Below are 16,401 nucleotides of genomic sequence, written 5' to 3' on the forward strand. Positions count from 1 at the left end.
CCCTGCAGCAGCGCGGCGCTGACGGTGACGAGCGCGCCAGGGGCCGCCGTCCAAGCGATCCACGCCAGCGTGTCGCTGCCGGCAGCATCCTCATACAGCATCACGTTGATCGGCTGCGCCAGCAAGGCGAGACCGGCCGATGCGGCAAGGCCGATCAGCCAGAACCAGCGCAGTGCCGTTGTCGTCTGCCGCTGTATGCCTTCTCGGTCGTTCTTCATTCGCAGCTCCGTCAGCGCAGGAATGAAGAGTACGGATAGAGAAGAGGCCAGCATGGTCACCAATTGAACGAGCGGTACGCCCCGATTGTATATGCCGACCTCTGCCATCGCTTGCAGCTCATTCGCCCCCCTGCTTTGCAGCAGCCTGGGAAGCGTGAAGGTATCCACTAAACTGATGAGCGGAACGGCAAGCGCAGCGAGACAGACGGGAATCGCATAAGCGAGCATCGACCCCAATAGCTTCGTCCCTTTTTCCAGATGAGCGCTTCCCATCAGGTTAGGTACCCCGGCCAACTCAGACTCGTCCGAAATTGACGTCCTGGCACTCCTTCGCCCAGATGCTGCCCCGCCCTTTACTCTAAAACCTCGACGCCAATAAATAAGCATGACAAAGAGTCCAACTGCTCCGCCTGCGGCCGATCCGGCAAAGGCCCCTCCTGCAATGACATCGTCCGGGGCGCCAAGCCCCGTCCAGTAAATAAGCAAAATAATCATCACTGTCACGCGCACCGCTTGCTCCGTAACCTGAGATACCGCCGTCGGCACCATTTCCTGAAGCCCTTGAAAATATCCGCGGAATGCTGCGCTAAGCGGTATGAACAGCAAAGCCGGGGCGGCGTTTTGCAGAGCTGGAATGAGCTGGCTGCTGCCGATGGCTCGCGACAATAATGGAGCCCCGAAATACAGCAAGGCGAAGCCCGCTGCTCCAAGCAGCCCCATAATCAGACTAGCCATTCGCAGGACAGCTCGTTTGCCCGCCTCTGCTCCAAGTACGTGGCGCTCCGCGATAAACTTAGAAATTGCCGTCGGAAAACCGGCCGTAGCCAGCGTAATAATCATCATATAGAACGGGTAAACGGTATTGTATATTCCAAATACCCCGTCTCCCCCTATATTTTGCAGCGGAATCTTCTGCAGTGTTCCCAGCAGCTTGGTCACAATGGCCGCTAGTGCCAGAACAGCGGCTCCCTTCAGCAGCTTGGATGACCGGGGTTCGGTTGTTTCGTCCTTCATAAGCACCCTACTTTATAATTCAAAATGTGCATCAGGTACCATTATAAGACGATTCCGTCCCCCGTTAAAGCTGAAAGCAGCTTGCAGCATACGAATTCCTCTCCACCAAGCCTTGATACAGCATAGCTTTACGCCTCATAATTCCCGGCTGGACATGCCTTAACAAATAAACTCCCGCCTGCCCAACGGCGCATCACCGTTTGCAGTAGCGGGAGATCATCAGCTTAACGGAACAGGATTACTGTTCCATTTGTTTGCCGAGAAAGCCTGCGGCGGTCTCAGCCATTTTCGACTCAAGCTCTGACATTTTTACGGCATCATCCTTATTCATCAGCACCACTGTACCGATCGGGTCTCCGCCCGAAATGATCGGTGCAACAACAAAAGAGGATATATTCTCCGGATGATCCTTAGTAATTTCATAGCTTCCCGTGTTGGTTTCGAGTAGAATTTTTCGCCCATCCATGCTGCTTTCCAGCAGCAAACTGATTTGCTTGTCCAAATACTCTTTCTTGGAAGCACCAGCTACTGCGATCAGCGTATCCCGGTCAGAAATTAGGGTAATATGACCTGTGCTCTCATATAGAGATTCCGCATACTCTTTGGCGAAATCGCCTAATTCGCCGATTGGGGAATATTTCTTCAGAATCACTTCACCGTCGCGATCCACGAAAATTTCGAGCGGATCTCCCTCGCGAATCCGCAGTGTGCGGCGGATTTCTTTAGGAATAACCACCCGTCCAAGATCATCAATACGTCGTACAATTCCAGTAGCTTTCATATCACATGTTGCCCCGCTTTCTTAAGAAGTTTTGACTACTGTCTGATGAATATTCTCCTTACCCTTTAGTACGTAATTCCAAAAGTCCGCAATTTGGCAGACGGTTTGCACCCCTCTTGCTTTAGGCAATCTGGCCGGCGATTTGTGTATATAATAAAGGGATTTCGGCTTCTGTGATTCTGACCATAGTATTCATCCCTTTCCAGCACCTTATTCATTGGATTTGTGCTTGAAATCAGCTTCAAACACGAATTGGGAAAAGAAAGCAGCGCGAAATGATTCGCGCTGCGGCCTTCAAGGTTGAATAAGAAGCCTAAGTTGCCTTACTTCGTGGTCCCTGCATCCCCGTCCGTTTGCTCACTGTTGGTTGCTCCAGCATTTCCGCTATTGTCAGATCCCTTATTCGTTCCTTCGGAATCTGTGCCCGCGTTGCCTTCGCTCGCCGGTGGCGTCTCGGCCCCGTTGTCAGTTTCTGTATTGTTCTCCGCCTTAGGCAGATCGATCTTCTTGATGAGCTTGTCCAGATCCTTCTCCATGAACTCGTCCAGTTTGTTCGAACCGACCAAGTTCTTGATCATGTCCTTCTCCTCTTCGGTTAAATCCTCATATTTCTTCTCCGTACGCGATTCAACCCGCATAATATGGTAGCCGTAATCCGTCTCTACCGGATCGCTGATTTCATCTATCTTCAGCGTCCTCGCTTTCTCTTGGAATTGCGGCACCCACTGCGAAACTAAAGCATCTGCATATAAGCCACCATTTTCTATATTTTGCTGTCCATCATCAGAGTATTCCTTCACCAGGGTCGCAAAGTCTTCCCCTTTATCGAGCTTGGCCTTCACTTCGTTGGCTAGCTTCAAGGCATCTTCCTTGCTGCGCTCCTTGCCTTCTGCATCCGTTAACCCAATCAGGATATGACGAACAGATGCTTTTGTATAGTCGTCCTTCGTCGCTTGGAATTCCGCCTTGATGTCTTCCTCCGTAATTCCGGCCGTTTGACTAGCCACTACTGTAAAAATACGGGTCATATAATTTTGCAATTCATTCTCAGTTACATTCTGGGCTCCCAGCATTTCCTTGAATGTCTCATCGCCCATTTGCGCTTTGATCGCCTTTAGTTGATCTTCCGCCGTTTTCTTGCCTTCCTTCTTGGCTTTATCGTCTGATTTCTCTGACAAGTATTCATAGGTTATGGCTTGCTTCACCAGAAATTCCCGAAAATCGTCCAACTCTAACAGTTGCCCCATTTGCGGTTGAAGTGTCTTCATGATGCGAAGCTCAAGATCGAATTCCTTCTCCGTGATCTCTCCGCCTTCATAGGTGGCAACTACTTTACCATTGCTCCCACCGTTATTTGCTGCTTCCTTATTCGTGTTATCCTCTTTCTTCCCGCATGCTGCCAGCATGGAAACCGTTAATACCGCGACAAGCGCGATAAAAAGCGTCTTCCAGGAACGTGCTTTACTTCGAGACATCTTGTAGTTCCCCTTTCAATTTGAACGAAACCTTCAGGGCCTCAAGGAATTGCTCCAGCAAACCCATCAATGCTTTATCGTCCAATTCCTTGGTTTTGATTCGGATCAGCATCGCCGAACCCTGATTAAATTGTACACGCCTTCCGAACAGATTGCCAACTTCCGCAAGTTTGCCCGGAATGATGTCCTTCTCGCGGCCATCAAGGAACTTAATCACTACCTCGTCACCCCGCCGCGTCATGGATTCGATACTGTAGAGCTTGCCGTATAGCTTCACCCGAGCGACGGACAGCAAATTTTCTACAGCCTCCGGCAACTCGCCGAATCGGTCGAGAAGCTCGTCCTCCAGCTCCGCAACATCCTCGAAGGTTGCTGCTGAGGCCGTTTTTTTGTAAATTTCGATCTTTTGAATACTATCATAAATATAGTCTGACGGTAAATAAGCATCTATGCCAAGATCGATCGTCGTATTCCATGTCTTGTCCTCCGGCGCCTCTTCGCCAAGCATCGATACCTTTCGCTTCTGAATTTCTTCAGCCAGCATTTGGGAGTAAAGATCAAAGCCAACAGACGCGATGAATCCATGCTGCTCCGCACCGAGCAGGTTTCCTGCCCCCCGAATGGATAGGTCTCTCATTGCGATTTTAAAGCCGGAACCTAGCTCTGTAAACTCCTTAATCGACTGTAGTCGCTTCTCCGCCACCTCCGTCAGCGATTTGTCTCGCTGATAGGTGAAATAAGCGTAGGCAATCCGATTCGAGCGACCGACCCTTCCGCGCAATTGGTAGAGCTGGGACAGGCCCATTTTATCCGCGTCATGCACGATAAGTGTATTTACGTTCGGAATGTCCACCCCGGTCTCAATGATGCTCGTACTGACCAGCACATCATATTCGCCGTCGAGGAAGTCGAGGATCGTCTTCTCCAGCTCCTGCTCCGACATTTGACCGTGCCCCACTCCAACTCTAGCCTCCGGAACAAGCATCGATATTTGCGCAGCCATTTCCTGAATACCCTGAACACGATTATACAGGTAGTATATTTGCCCGCCCCTCGCCAGTTCCCGTTCGATTGCCTCACGAACCAGAGCTTGGCTATGCTCCACGACATAGGTCTGGACAGGGAAACGATTCTCTGGAGGCGTCTCGATAACAGATAAGTCCCGAACACCGAGCATAGACATATGCAGCGTTCTTGGAATCGGCGTCGCCGTTAGGGTTAGAACGTCCACATTCGTCTTCAGCTTCTTGAGCTTCTCCTTATGAGTTACGCCAAACCGCTGCTCCTCATCGACAATTAATAGGCCTATATCCTTGAAAACCACATCTTGCGACAGAAGGCGATGCGTGCCGATGACGATATCCACCGTTCCCTGCCGGATGCCCTTGATCGTCTCATTCTGCTCTTTGCGGCTGCGGAAGCGGCTTAACGTCTGGATGTTGATCGGGTAACCTGCAAATCGTTCGCGAAATGTCTCATAATGCTGCTGCGCCAAAATCGTCGTCGGCACCAGCACAGCAACCTGTTTTCCCTCGATCGCACTCTTGAAAGCGGCCCGGATTGCCACCTCCGTCTTCCCATAGCCAACGTCTCCACATAACAACCGATCCATTGGCCGCGGCTGCTCCATATCCTTTTTGATTTCTTCAATAGCCCTGACCTGATCTCGGGTCTCGTCATAAGGGAACATCGCTTCAAATTCCTGTTGCTCGGGTGTATCCTTCTCGAATCCATAGCCAGGCGAAGCTTGACGATCAGCATACAGCTTGATGAGATCATCGGCGATGTCCTGTACCGAGGTGCGAACCTTGTTCTTAACCCTCGTCCATTCGTTCCCGCCTAGCTTATATACTTTTGGTTCTTTATCCTCGGAGCCCACATATTTCTGAATCAGGTCGATTTGCTCGATCGGTACGGAGAGTTTATCCCCGGCCGCATACATAATGTGCATATAATCCTTGTGTATGCCGCCAACTTCCAATGTGCCGATACCGAGGTATTTACCGATCCCATGATTCTGATGAACGACATAGTCGCCTACTTTGAGTTCGGTATAACTTTTAATGCGCTCGGCATTATCCATGCTTTTCGTTACTTTACGAGCTTTACGCTGCTTCTTGGAGAACATTTCTCCTTCCGTAATGACGACCAGATGCACCGAGGGCAGCTCAAACCCAGACTGTAGATTGCCTTGCAGTAAGGTCGGTTCATCGATGCCATAGTCAAGCAGCACCCGGCGCACACGCTCGATGCGCTCCTCGCCGTTCGCCAGCATGATCACATTCGCTCCGCTTTTCCTCCACCGATCCATTTCTGCCTTGAGTACATTCATTTGGCCATGGAAGTCCTGCATTGCCCGGCTCACAAAATTGATGATGTTCTGCGGCTGAACATGAGGCACCTGCCTTAAGAACAGCGACAGGAACAATGTCTGGAAAGAACGACGGTAAAGAACCTGATCTCCCTCCATCGCAAGCGGCAGATCAGGTAGGCTCTTGCCATTCTGGAACAGATGTAAATGCCACTCTGCTTCATCCCGCTCCAACTGCTTCGCCGTTTCCAGCAGCCGGGCCGGTTCGTCCAGAATCAGCAGTGTATCATCAGCCATAAAGTCATACAGCGTTTTGTTCTCAGGATAGATTAGTGAGATATATTTATAATTCTCAGGAAAATAAACCTGCTCACGCAGCAGTTCGATTTCTCTGGAAATTTCCTCTTTTAATCTTTGTTTAGCCTGACGGTCGGTCATCTTCTCCAGCTGCTGCTCCAGTCTCTCCGAGACGAGCTGTGCTGCCTTGGCTAAGCGTTCCTTAGAGGCGATGAGCTCCTTGCATGGAGGCACCGATACATGCTTCACCTGATCAATGGAGCGTTGATCCGCCGGATCAAACGTTCGTATTGAGTCAACTTCATCGTCGAACAGTTCAATTCGATAAGCGAGTTCCGCGGTCAGCGGGTAGAAGTCGATAATTCCCCCGCGAATGCTCATCTCTCCCCGCGACTCTACGCGTTCCACGCGCTCGTAGCCGAGCTCGACCATTTTACTCAAGAAATGATCCAACTGCAGCGTACCGCCAAGAGATATATCCAAATGGGCGGCGGCCATTGTTTCAGGCGATGGGATGTATCTGCGAATGCCGGAATAAGGCACCACCACAATCCCCCGGAATCCTTGGGAGCATTTCAGTAGTACCTCTATTCGCTGCGCCAGCGTCTCGGGACTGGATACCGCCGACTCTGCCGCTACGAGCTCATTGGCTGGATACAGCAGCACTTCATCGGACGATAGCGCTTCCTGTAAATCTTCTGCGATTTTCTGAGCTGCGAACATGTTATGAGTCACGACAAGCAATGGACGGTTTGTTTCCTTGTGCGCTGCGGCCAGCATAATTTGTTTAGACGATCCGGATAAGCCGGAAATCAATTGTTCTTTCATTCCCGAATTTACGCCTGCGATAGCAGTAGCAAAATCGGAGTCTTTAGAAAAAGCTTGTATAAGTGCTTGTAGCAAATGAGGCACCTCTCTTAAAATACTTACTAAAAATCTATGTTTGCCCTTTGTTCACGGCCTGTGGACTCGAAGCAAAAAGGAGCCTCAGCAACCGTGCCAAGGCTCTATTCAATCACCATCGATGTATAACTGCGCTGTTTGTTCCGCCTGTCATTGCAGCGGGCTGTTGAGCAGTGTCAGCTCCGGATGATTCGAAAGCGCTTCGGCGCAATAATCGCAAGTGACGCGAACCGTCGTGTCGCCGCTCGAATCATACGCTATTATATCTCTCCGCTCATCGGGGGTCAAGAAATGGAAACCAAGCTGCGCTTCGGATACGTGAGCAGCTTCAATTCGGCCAATTTGCGTGCGGCAATGTCTGCATACATAGTTTATTGCCATCTATATGCCTCCTGAAACATCATTATACCTCCAGTATGCCCCGGATAAACGACGTTTAGCCCTATTTAGCAATCCGTGTTCTGGATGCTAGCATAAACTTTAGGTTCTGGTTTCAGGGGGAGAAATTGATCACAGAATCAATCATAGCGCCCCAGATCGTTTGATCAGCGATTAAATTTAGCCATCGTTTGCTCGAAGGTATGATCGAGGCTGAACTCAAGCGCATCACATGCTTCCTGGATGGAATCGTCAAGTAACGGTCTCTCCTTTTTTGCAAAAGGGGACAGTACGTAATCGACAACCGCATATCCCGGCTCCGGCCTGGAGATGCCCATCCGAATCCGATTGAACGTTTGAGTTCCCGTATGTTGAATGATGGACTTAATCCCATTGTGGCCGCCAGCGCTTCCTTGATAACGAAGGCGGTTTCTGCCTATTTCGGTATCCAGATCATCGTATACGACGATCATGTCTTCTAGGCTGGCTTTGTAATAATCCATGAACGCCCTTACCGCTTCACCGGACAAATTCATGTAAGTCATCGGTTTAATGAGCGCAACCTTCTGCCCGCCGATTATGCCATCGCCTATCAGGGCTTTGCATTTACTTTGGCGGATATCAATGCTATGCCGCCTTGCCAGCTCGTCCAGCGCCATAAATCCGATGTTATGCCTTGTCTTCCCATATTGGGCTCCCGGATTCCCGAGGCCTACAAACCATTTCATGAGGTGATGTGCTCCTTTCACTCTGGTCTCAACCCTCCCAAACCCTCCCTTACCGTAAGGGAGGGCCCCCGCAAGGCTTGCAGCCCTCGGGACTCCCGCAAATTGGAGGAACGTGGGAGGTACAGAGGCGCTACTGCCCGCTGTCCCCTTTGGGGATGCGCTCTACTTTCGGTGCGTGGAACGCTTTTCCCCCTTCGGGTACGTCTTACTTTTGGTGCACCCGGGCAACCTGGAAACATGCTGCGGAATGGGGCTGCGCTCGGCGCTCCAGGGTTACCATTATGCTCTGAGCCGCTTGCCGCCCTGACGGGCCCGCTCTTAGCCTCGCTCCTGCAGGGGTGTGCTTTATACGTAACTCCTTGCTTGGAGACGCTCTTCGTTTGGGATTCGTTTCTTTTCGACGAAATTCATCGCATGTCTATATAGACGTAAATACGCCGATAAGGGTTACATCTTCCGTATGGAAGATGTAACCCCCGAATAACAAGGAATCCTTATTCGATTTCGAACAGTTTACTGATGGAGAGCTCCTCATGGACGCGAATAATCGCTTCTCCCATCAGCGGAGCGACCGACAACACTTTAAGCTTGCTCGTTGGGTTCGGTTGCGTAATTGGAATCGTATCAGTAACCACAACTTCCTTCAGCGGAGAATTCTCCAGACGCTCCATGGCCGGACCAGACAGCACTGGATGCGTACAGCAAGCGTATACCTCTTCAACACCGCCCTCTTTCAAGGCATTGGCGCCGAGAACGATCGTACCAGCCGTATCAATGATGTCATCGACGAGTATAGCTGTCTTGCCCTCGATGTTACCGATGATGTTCATCACTTCACTGACGTTCGGCTCTGGACGGCGCTTATCGATAATCGCAAGCGGTGCGTTCAGGAAATCCGCCAATTTTCGTGCACGTACTACACCGCCATGGTCTGGCGACACGACGACCGGATTTGAAATTTGCTTGGAACGGAAATACTGGGCAAGAATCGGCACACCCAGCATGTGATCAACCGGAATATCGAAGAAGCCTTGGATTTGCATCGCATGCAAGTCCATTGTAATGACGCGATGTGCGCCGGCCTTCTCAATCAGATTGGCCACTAGCTTTGCTGTAATAGGGTCACGGGAGCGTGCCTTCCGATCCTGACGAGCGTATCCGTAATATGGGATAACCACGTTAATGCTCTTGGCCGAAGCCCGCTTCAAAGCATCCACCATGACAAGAAGCTCCATCAAATTATCGTTAACCGGCGCGCAGGTCGATTGTACGATATATACGTGGCAACCGCGTACGCTCTCGGACAGCTTCACTTGGATTTCTCCATCGCTGAAGCTTGTCGTTTCCGAATCTCCCATCGGGATACCGATGTAATCGGCAATTTGATGCGCCAATTTGGGATTAGAGTTACAGGTGAATATCTTCAGTTTAGAATCACAATAAGTCATAAAATAAAAACCCTCCGTGCTGTATCGATAGTTCAAATCGATCTGGTCATTAAAATGGTTACTGCGTCTACATTCCATTGCTATGTTGTCATACTGTTACTGCCGTAATCAAGATTCCTCGGCTCATACATAAATGAACACATACTTCTATATTACACTATCTTGCTATGACATTACTATTAGAGGTTGTTCACTTTGTGAACATGGGCTATCATTGCTTCTCCCGATCATGCTTTGCCTTAGCCCGATTACGAAGCTTCTCGGCATATCCCGCCTTGTTCTCCTGCCGATTTCTGGCGATAGCAACGTCATTCTCCGGTACGGATTGAGTAATCGTCGAGCCTGCAACGACATAAGCTCCTTTACCGACCTTCACCGGCGCAATTAAATTAACATTGCTGCCTACGAACGCATCATCTTCAATTTCTGTAATGGACTTATTATAACCATCATAGTTAACAGTTATCGCACCACAGCCAATATTTACATTCTTGCCTACTTTGGCGTCACCGATATAGCTCAAATGCGACACTTTAGAGCCATCGTCAATTGAAGCATTCTTGATTTCCACGAAATCGCCAACTTTAACGTGCGCTCCAAGTTTTGCCCCTGGACGCAAATAAGCGAAAGGTCCAACGGTAGCTTTGCTACCTACTTCGGCATCCATAAGTACCGAATGCTTAACCTCCGCGCCGTGGTCGATTTTGCTATTATTTATTTCCGCCCCTGGCCCGATGATGCAGTCCTCGCCGATCACCGTATTTTCCGTCAACAATGTTCCCGGATAAAGAATAGTATCCGCTCCGATTTGAACATCTGCGCCGATATACGTTGATTGCGGGTCAATGATGGTCACCCCATTCAGCATATGCTTCCGGGCAATTCTCTCCCGCATAAACTGTTCAGCCTCTGACAGGGCCAGCCGATCGTTAACACCGATCGATTCCGCATAATCCTCGGTCATATAACCTTCAACAACTTCGCCGGAATTCACTAGAATACCGATTACATCCGTCAAATAATATTCCTGCTGGGCATTGTTGTTCGTTACTTTGCCAAGAGCGGCAAATAGCTTCGCATTATCAAAACAATAAGTACCTGTGTTAAATTCCTTTACCGCATCTTCTTCCGGAGAACAATCCTTCTGTTCTACGATTCGCACAACAGAACCATTCTCCCCCCGGATAATCCGACCATATCCCTGCGGGTTCTCCGTCCAGGCAGACAGCACGGTAGCTGCAGCTCCGCTGTTCGTATGCAAAGCGATGAGCTCCTCGAGCGTCTCTGGCTTCACGAGCGGAGTATCTCCGCAAATGACGATCGTAATTCCTTCCTCGCTGGCAAGCAGCGATTCAGCTTGCTTAACAGCATGACCCGTGCCTAGCTGTTGCTCCTGCAGCACGTATTCTGCTGACGTTCCGAGATAAGACTGTACCGCATCTGCACCGTGGCCAACCACCACAATGCTTCGCTCACACTGAATTTGCTTTACCGTGTCCAGAACATGTCCTACCATCGGTTTGCCACAAACGGGATGGAGCACTTTATAAAGCTTGGACTTCATGCGCTTCCCTTGTCCTGCAGCAAGAATAATCGCTAATCTTTTCAAGGCCCCGGCCTCCTTCTCTTAAACTCATTACTGAATATATCTTATTTAAGACAAAAAGAAAAGAGAGCCATGATTAACATGGCACCCTTTTCTTCGAACCCCAATTGGTTAGACAAAACCAGTACTTAAGCCCCTTCTTCAATAACTTCTTCTTGGTCAGCAGCGCGTTCGTACTCAGCCAATACTGCGGCTTGAATCTTCTCGCGTGTGCCTGAAGAAATTGGATGCGCGATATCCCGGAACTCCCCGTCCGGTGTGCGCTTGCTAGGCATTGCTACAAACATTCCATTATTTCCGTCGATGACGCGAATGTCATGAACAACAAACTCGTTATCGATGGTAATGGATGCAATTGCCTTCATTCTGCCTTCCGAGCTGACTCGGCGGAGCCTTACATCCGTAATTTGCATATGTGTTCACCACCTTTTTCCATCAGGGACTTGGTGTAATATTCCACATAGCCAACGGAAATCCTCCTTTTTTATGGAACAAAATACCCTAAATTCAGGAATTTTTTTGTAAACATGAGGTTTTCGACATGATTCGTCTAGATCATAGCCGATTTTTAATGAATCGACAGAAGAATTGACCAACTATTCTATTGAGAAATAGTTACCAGGCTCGACTTTTATTTCCTTCCCCTTAGCATCAACTACCGTGAGCGTCGCCAAAGACACATAGTCCTGGAGCAATCTTTGTTCCGACTCGATCTCGCCTGACTCTACGAGCACACCGACACCTGCCACCTTCGCGTCAAATTCGGCAAGTAGGTCTACCATCCCTTGGATCGTGCCTCCGGCCTTCATAAAATCATCCATAATTAGGACTCTGGATTTCTCTTTGAGCGCACGGCGCGACAAGGTCATCGTATGCAGACTTTTGTGCGAGCCTGATACATAATTGATGCTAACGGCAGACCCTTCTGTAACCTGATGGTCCCGCCTTACGAGTACGACTGGTAAATTCAGCTCAGCACCTGTGGCATAAGCAAGTGGGATTCCCTTAGTCTCTACCGTCATAATACAGTCGATCTCCCGATTTGAAAAAATAGTTGCAAATAACTTTCCGGCCTCGTTCATTAGTGCAGGCTGACCTAATAAATCAGACATGTACAAATAACCGCCAGGCAAAATACGATCTGGCTGGGACAATCTCTCGCACAGCTGGTTAATAAATGCTAGAGCATGCTCTCTGCTTACCTTAGGAATATATTTCACCCCTCCAGCAGCTCCAGCCAAGGTGTGGAGTTCGCCCATGCCTTCGTTTTCGAATACTTCTTTAATAATAGCCAAGTCCTCGCTAATAGATGATTTGGCCGCACCATAACGTTGTGCAAAAGTGGTCAGTGGTATCAAATGATGGGGACGTGACAATAGAAATCGCGTCATTTCCACCAATCGAGCGCTTCTTTTTAGTTTTTTCACGAAGTACCCCTCTAAATCCGAATATTTTAATGAAAATATTACACGTTTGTACGTCTTTATTCAAGTCTTCCTTAAGTAAGCAAGCGTACAGCGTAGACTTCTTTACAAAATCCCCTCAGCCCATTATAAATCCGCGATACTTTGGATTCCTTGGAAACCAAGCCAAATACAGTTGGACCGCTGCCAGACATCAATACTCCATCCGCTCCAAGCTTCAACATCGTTTCTTTAAGATGCGCCACCTCGGGATAGAGCTTAAGAGTCACTTCTTCCAGCACATTGCCTAGTTCCTCGCATACCCCCTGAAAAGAGGAACGCTCGATCGCCTGTAGCATGCGCCCCGCCGAAGGATGCACCACCACTTCATCGCTGCGAAAACGTCCATAAATCTCCGCCGTCGATACGTTGATCGGCAGCTTCGCCAGCACGACCCAGCATTGCGGCGGATTGGGAAGGGGGGTCAGCAGCTCTCCTCGGCCAGTCGCTAGCGCCGTTCCGCCTGTAATGCAGAAGGGTACATCCGACCCCAATTCGGCGCCAAGCTGCTTCAGTTCCTCTGCGGGGATCTTTAGATCCCACAGCCGATTCAAACCGCGCAGTGCCGCAGCAGCATCACTGCTGCCGCCGGCTAAGCCTGCGGCTACTGGAATGTTTTTATCCAAATGAATATACACGCCGCTGCGGACGTTGTACCGTTCTTTAATCAGCTTAGCCGCCTGGAAGGCCAGGTTCTTCTCATCCAGCGGAATATAGCCCGCCTGGCTCGAAATAATGATCGTATCCCGCGAGAGGGCTTCCATTTCCAAGCGATCAGCTAAATCCACCATGGTCATGATCATTTCAACCTCATGATAGCCATCCGGCCGCTTATGCAATACGTCCAGCATCAAATTGATTTTTGCCGGAGCTTTCTCGTAAATTTTCAAGGCGTACACCACCCTCAGCATGTCCATGGAATCATTTCTAATGTTAAGCAAGTAATAACGTTTACCATATTATAAAATTAACTGTCGGCTTAGTCTATTACAGACGGACAAATACCTGGGTTGTGTACGATTTTTTCTTAATATGTTAACAAACAGGGGACCCTCCTGAATCAGGAAGGCCCCCTGTGAATTATTTCCGTGTAGCTGCACGCTCTGCCAGCTCAATTGCTCTCTTCACCATATTGCCGGCGTCCTTCGCCTTAATGCCCCCCCAGCCTTCCTGCTGAACGGTGTCGTAGAACCCCAAATCCTTTGCAAGCTCCATCTTCAGCTCTTCCGACATTACACTGCGCCGTCTCCGCGCCATGGCATGCCCCTCCTTACAGGGTGATGGATGTAGGAACATTGGATAGTATGCGCTGTCCGTAGCCCTTCATACGGCGAAATACCTGCCAAGGAAACGCCAAAGAGGCGAAAAAAGAAAAAAACGGCGCCGCAGGATGCGGATCGCCGTTTACTAACTGAACATGATGCTCACTATTTAATATACGTAATCCGCATCTCGTTGTCGCTGTTGTCGTCACAAATCATTACTTCAACGGATTCGGTAAGTATATCGGCATAACTGTAAGACACTCGCTTAAAGGTCTGTTGCTCTTCATCCAGTTTCACGATAAAGACAGATGGATATGTCTCCTCCAATACGCCGGTACGTTCGACGGTCTTACGGCGACCACCGTTTGCACGCAGCATAATTTTCTGTCCTACGTAAGCGTCGAGACTATGCTTAATTTCCGACAGCGTATTTTTAGCCATTGCCTGTGACCACCTTCTTTCTTTGTCCATTATACACAAAAGCTGAGTACATGTCAAATGCAAAACCAATAATTATATCAGTCTGAAAAAAGTATTGTCAACGATTTTTTTTCGACATATTTTTAACAGCCAAATTATCGGCTAAAAAATCTTGAAAAAACAAAAAAAGCACCTCACGGTGCCTCTTAAAAAAACAGAGTTTACAAAATAAGTTTACATGGACGGCACTACCTTCAAAGTGGATAAATCTTTGAGCTTCGGCAATCCAATCCGGTAACTGCCACGCGTCTCGATTCCGCCGACTCCTTGCGTGCCACTGATCGTATTATTTAATATATCCATCATGTTAATGGTATCCCGGATCGAGGTAAAGGACACCTTTGCCGCAATATATACCGGATCCAACGCGTGAATAAGCACGCGAGAGGGTGAACTGGCGAAATTAGCCCCGGCTTGCAGCAATGCCTCGAAATGAGACTGGCATGCTCCTGCAACTACGGTTAATGCATCGAAGTTACGTTCGTACTGTCTTGCCGCCTGAACGGCTTCAACGAAGTGGCTGGAGTTCTTATAGCTCGACAAATTGTAAAGATCTGCTTGCGGACGATTCTTAAGGACACCATCATGTCCTGTTATGACGACAATATCCGGGCGAATACCAGGAAGCAGGCGGTATAAAGCACTGGCCATCTGCGATTCTGTCACATAATAACCATGAGCGGGAACCCGGAGCTTCTCGTACAGATCAAGACTCTTCTTCAAATATCGTTCATCCCCGTCCAGATGCAGGACCTTGCCTGGGACTTCAAAATAAGACGGCTCACTTTGTGCGTACCATAATTGACTCAGACTAGCCTGATTGCGTTCGGTTTGCTCTTGCCGATCTCGATGCAGCCGTTTAAGCGACTCTGTCGCCTTGATGCGCGCTCTCTTTGCCTTCTCCGTTGGAGAGGCCGGATCGACCTTCACAAGATCGTGCAAAGGCGCATCGGCCAGCAGTCGGAATTCTGTTCCCTTGATCATAGCTTCATTGCGTTGTATGCTCTCCACCCGGAAAGTCACGTCACCGCCGTATGATTTTCGGACGACCAAGTCTCCCAAATTCGTCAAATGAATCACCTCTACCCTAAGGTATGGGCGAAAGCTGAGATTGGTTACAGACATCCATTCTTGCACTCATCAAATTTTCTATTGCTTCAAGCCAGCTGAATAGAGCACATTGCTAAGCACAGCATACTCTTGCAAGGAAAGCGTCTCCGCCCTTCGGCTTGGTTCTATGCCCGCTTCGGCAAGGAACCGCTCCAGCCGTTCACGGCCTTCCTTCGGGAAAAATCGGCTCTTCAGGTTGTTCGCAATCGTCTTCCTTCTTTGTGCAAAGGAAGCGTGCACCACGTCAAAGAAGAAAGCCTCGTCCTCTACCGATACTGGCGGCTCCTTACGGACGCTTAAACGGATTACTGCAGATTCCACATTGGGCTGGGGAATGAACACCGTATGCGGCACAATACAGACGAGCTCGGGCTCGCTGTAATATTGAACGGCGATGCTAAGGCTGCCGTACTCTTTGCCGCCGGGAGATGCAGCCATGCGCTCCGCAACCTCCTTCTGGATCATCACGACGATATGCTCCAGCGGCAAGCCTTCCTCCAGCAGCTTCATCAATATCGGCGTGGTAACGTAATACGGCAAATTCGCCACGACACTGACTCCAGATACATCTTTAAACTGCTGTTCAAACAGCTCGCGCAAATGGAGCTTAAGAACGTCCCCATGTACGACATTAACATGCGGGTACGGCTCCAGCACCTCCTCCAAAATAGGAAGAAGCCGCTGGTCGATCTCCACCGCGGTTACTTTGCCTGCCTGCTGCGCCAGTTTCTCTGTCAGCGCGCCGATGCCCGGCCCGATCTCCAGAGCCCCTTTAGTCTTGTCCAAGCCGGCCGCGTCAATAATTTTGGCTAGTATATTCTGATCGACCAGAAAATTCTGGCCGAGGCTTTTCTTAAATGAAAACCCATGCCGCTGGATAATTTCCTTCGTTCGGCGCGGTGTCGATATATCTTCTCTGCTCAT

At 49.4% G+C, this 16,401-nt stretch carries 15 protein-coding genes; all 15 read right to left on the bottom strand.

The window, feature by feature from the left end; genetic code table 11:
• The coding region (locus tag CZ379_RS04270) for a polysaccharide biosynthesis protein (protein WP_110934239.1) at positions 1-1,232 on the bottom strand (1,232 nt) is incomplete at its 3' end.
• Positions 1,233-1,470: 238 nt separating this feature from the next.
• Entirely contained in the window at positions 1,471-2,013 is a 543-nt protein-coding gene (gene spoVT / locus CZ379_RS04275; protein ID WP_110930519.1) for a stage V sporulation protein T, read from the bottom strand.
• A gap of 323 nt (positions 2,014-2,336) precedes the next feature.
• Positions 2,337-3,488, bottom strand: a complete 1,152-nt coding sequence (locus tag CZ379_RS04280) for a peptidylprolyl isomerase (protein ID WP_110930520.1) — start codon at positions 3,486-3,488, stop codon at positions 2,337-2,339.
• Entirely contained in the window at positions 3,475-6,999 is a 3,525-nt protein-coding gene (mfd, locus tag CZ379_RS04285; protein ID WP_110930521.1) for a transcription-repair coupling factor, read from the bottom strand. The genes CZ379_RS04280 and mfd overlap by 14 nt, the downstream gene beginning before the upstream one ends.
• A gap of 150 nt (positions 7,000-7,149) precedes the next feature.
• Positions 7,150-7,380 carry an anti-sigma-F factor Fin gene (locus tag CZ379_RS04290; RefSeq protein WP_110930522.1) on the bottom strand — a complete coding sequence of 77 codons (231 nt, stop codon included), beginning with the start codon at positions 7,378-7,380 and terminating at the stop codon, positions 7,150-7,152.
• Positions 7,381-7,544: 164 nt separating this feature from the next.
• Positions 7,545-8,105 carry an aminoacyl-tRNA hydrolase gene (gene pth / locus CZ379_RS04295; RefSeq protein WP_110930523.1) on the bottom strand — a complete coding sequence of 187 codons (561 nt, stop codon included), beginning with the start codon at positions 8,103-8,105 and terminating at the stop codon, positions 7,545-7,547.
• A gap of 494 nt (positions 8,106-8,599) precedes the next feature.
• Positions 8,600-9,553 (bottom strand): ribose-phosphate diphosphokinase, encoded by a 954-nt coding sequence (locus CZ379_RS04300; RefSeq protein WP_110930524.1) that lies wholly within the window; start codon positions 9,551-9,553, stop codon positions 8,600-8,602.
• A 211-nt stretch (positions 9,554-9,764) separates the two neighbouring features.
• Complete coding sequence (gene glmU, locus CZ379_RS04305) at positions 9,765-11,162, bottom strand: bifunctional UDP-N-acetylglucosamine diphosphorylase/glucosamine-1-phosphate N-acetyltransferase GlmU (protein WP_110930525.1); 1,398 nt, start codon at positions 11,160-11,162, stop codon at positions 9,765-9,767.
• Positions 11,163-11,287: 125 nt separating this feature from the next.
• Complete coding sequence (spoVG, locus tag CZ379_RS04310) at positions 11,288-11,572, bottom strand: septation regulator SpoVG (RefSeq protein ID WP_110930526.1); 285 nt, start codon at positions 11,570-11,572, stop codon at positions 11,288-11,290.
• 183 nt (positions 11,573-11,755) lie between these two features.
• On the bottom strand, positions 11,756-12,586 hold the full coding sequence (gene purR / locus CZ379_RS04315; RefSeq protein WP_110930527.1) for a pur operon repressor: 831 nt from the start codon (positions 12,584-12,586) through the stop codon (positions 11,756-11,758).
• A 71-nt stretch (positions 12,587-12,657) separates the two neighbouring features.
• Positions 12,658-13,512 (bottom strand): 4-(cytidine 5'-diphospho)-2-C-methyl-D-erythritol kinase, encoded by an 855-nt coding sequence (gene ispE / locus CZ379_RS04320; RefSeq protein WP_110930528.1) that lies wholly within the window; start codon positions 13,510-13,512, stop codon positions 12,658-12,660.
• A gap of 190 nt (positions 13,513-13,702) precedes the next feature.
• Positions 13,703-13,879, bottom strand: coding sequence for a small, acid-soluble spore protein, alpha/beta type (locus CZ379_RS04325; protein WP_110930529.1), 177 nt, complete (start codon positions 13,877-13,879; stop codon positions 13,703-13,705).
• A 170-nt stretch (positions 13,880-14,049) separates the two neighbouring features.
• Positions 14,050-14,328: a biofilm formation stimulator Veg gene (gene veg / locus CZ379_RS04330; RefSeq protein ID WP_110930530.1), complete on the bottom strand. Its 279-nt coding sequence runs from the start codon at positions 14,326-14,328 to the stop codon at positions 14,050-14,052.
• A gap of 213 nt (positions 14,329-14,541) precedes the next feature.
• Complete coding sequence (gene yabG / locus CZ379_RS04335; RefSeq protein ID WP_110930531.1) at positions 14,542-15,492, bottom strand: sporulation peptidase YabG; 951 nt, start codon at positions 15,490-15,492, stop codon at positions 14,542-14,544.
• A gap of 24 nt (positions 15,493-15,516) precedes the next feature.
• Positions 15,517-16,401, bottom strand: a complete 885-nt coding sequence (gene rsmA / locus CZ379_RS04340) for a 16S rRNA (adenine(1518)-N(6)/adenine(1519)-N(6))-dimethyltransferase RsmA (RefSeq protein ID WP_110930532.1) — start codon at positions 16,399-16,401, stop codon at positions 15,517-15,519.

This window comes from Paenibacillus bouchesdurhonensis, from assembly GCF_900155685.1.
GTDB lineage: Bacteria > Bacillota > Bacilli > Paenibacillales > Paenibacillaceae > Fontibacillus > Fontibacillus bouchesdurhonensis.

Bases quoted from the DNA above. Each gene is read 5' to 3' on its own strand.
- spoVT (WP_110930519.1), bottom strand. From the start codon at position 2,013: ATGAAAGCTACTGGAATTGTACGACGTATTGATGATCTTGGACGGGTG.
- CZ379_RS04280 (WP_110930520.1), bottom strand. From the start codon at position 3,488: ATGTCTCGAAGTAAAGCACGTTCCTGGAAGACGCTTTTTATCGCGCTT.
- CZ379_RS04290 (WP_110930522.1), bottom strand. From the start codon at position 7,380: ATGGCAATAAACTATGTATGCAGACATTGCCGCACGCAAATTGGCCGA.
- pth (WP_110930523.1), bottom strand. From the start codon at position 8,105: ATGAAATGGTTTGTAGGCCTCGGGAATCCGGGAGCCCAATATGGGAAG.
- CZ379_RS04300 (WP_110930524.1), bottom strand. From the start codon at position 9,553: ATGACTTATTGTGATTCTAAACTGAAGATATTCACCTGTAACTCTAAT.
- spoVG (WP_110930526.1), bottom strand. From the start codon at position 11,572: ATGCAAATTACGGATGTAAGGCTCCGCCGAGTCAGCTCGGAAGGCAGA.
- CZ379_RS04325 (WP_110930529.1), bottom strand. From the start codon at position 13,879: ATGGCGCGGAGACGGCGCAGTGTAATGTCGGAAGAGCTGAAGATGGAG.
- veg (WP_110930530.1), bottom strand. From the start codon at position 14,328: ATGGCTAAAAATACGCTGTCGGAAATTAAGCATAGTCTCGACGCTTAC.
- yabG (WP_110930531.1), bottom strand. From the start codon at position 15,492: ATGTCTGTAACCAATCTCAGCTTTCGCCCATACCTTAGGGTAGAGGTG.
- rsmA (WP_110930532.1), bottom strand. From the start codon at position 16,401: ATGAGCAGAGAAGATATATCGACACCGCGCCGAACGAAGGAAATTATC.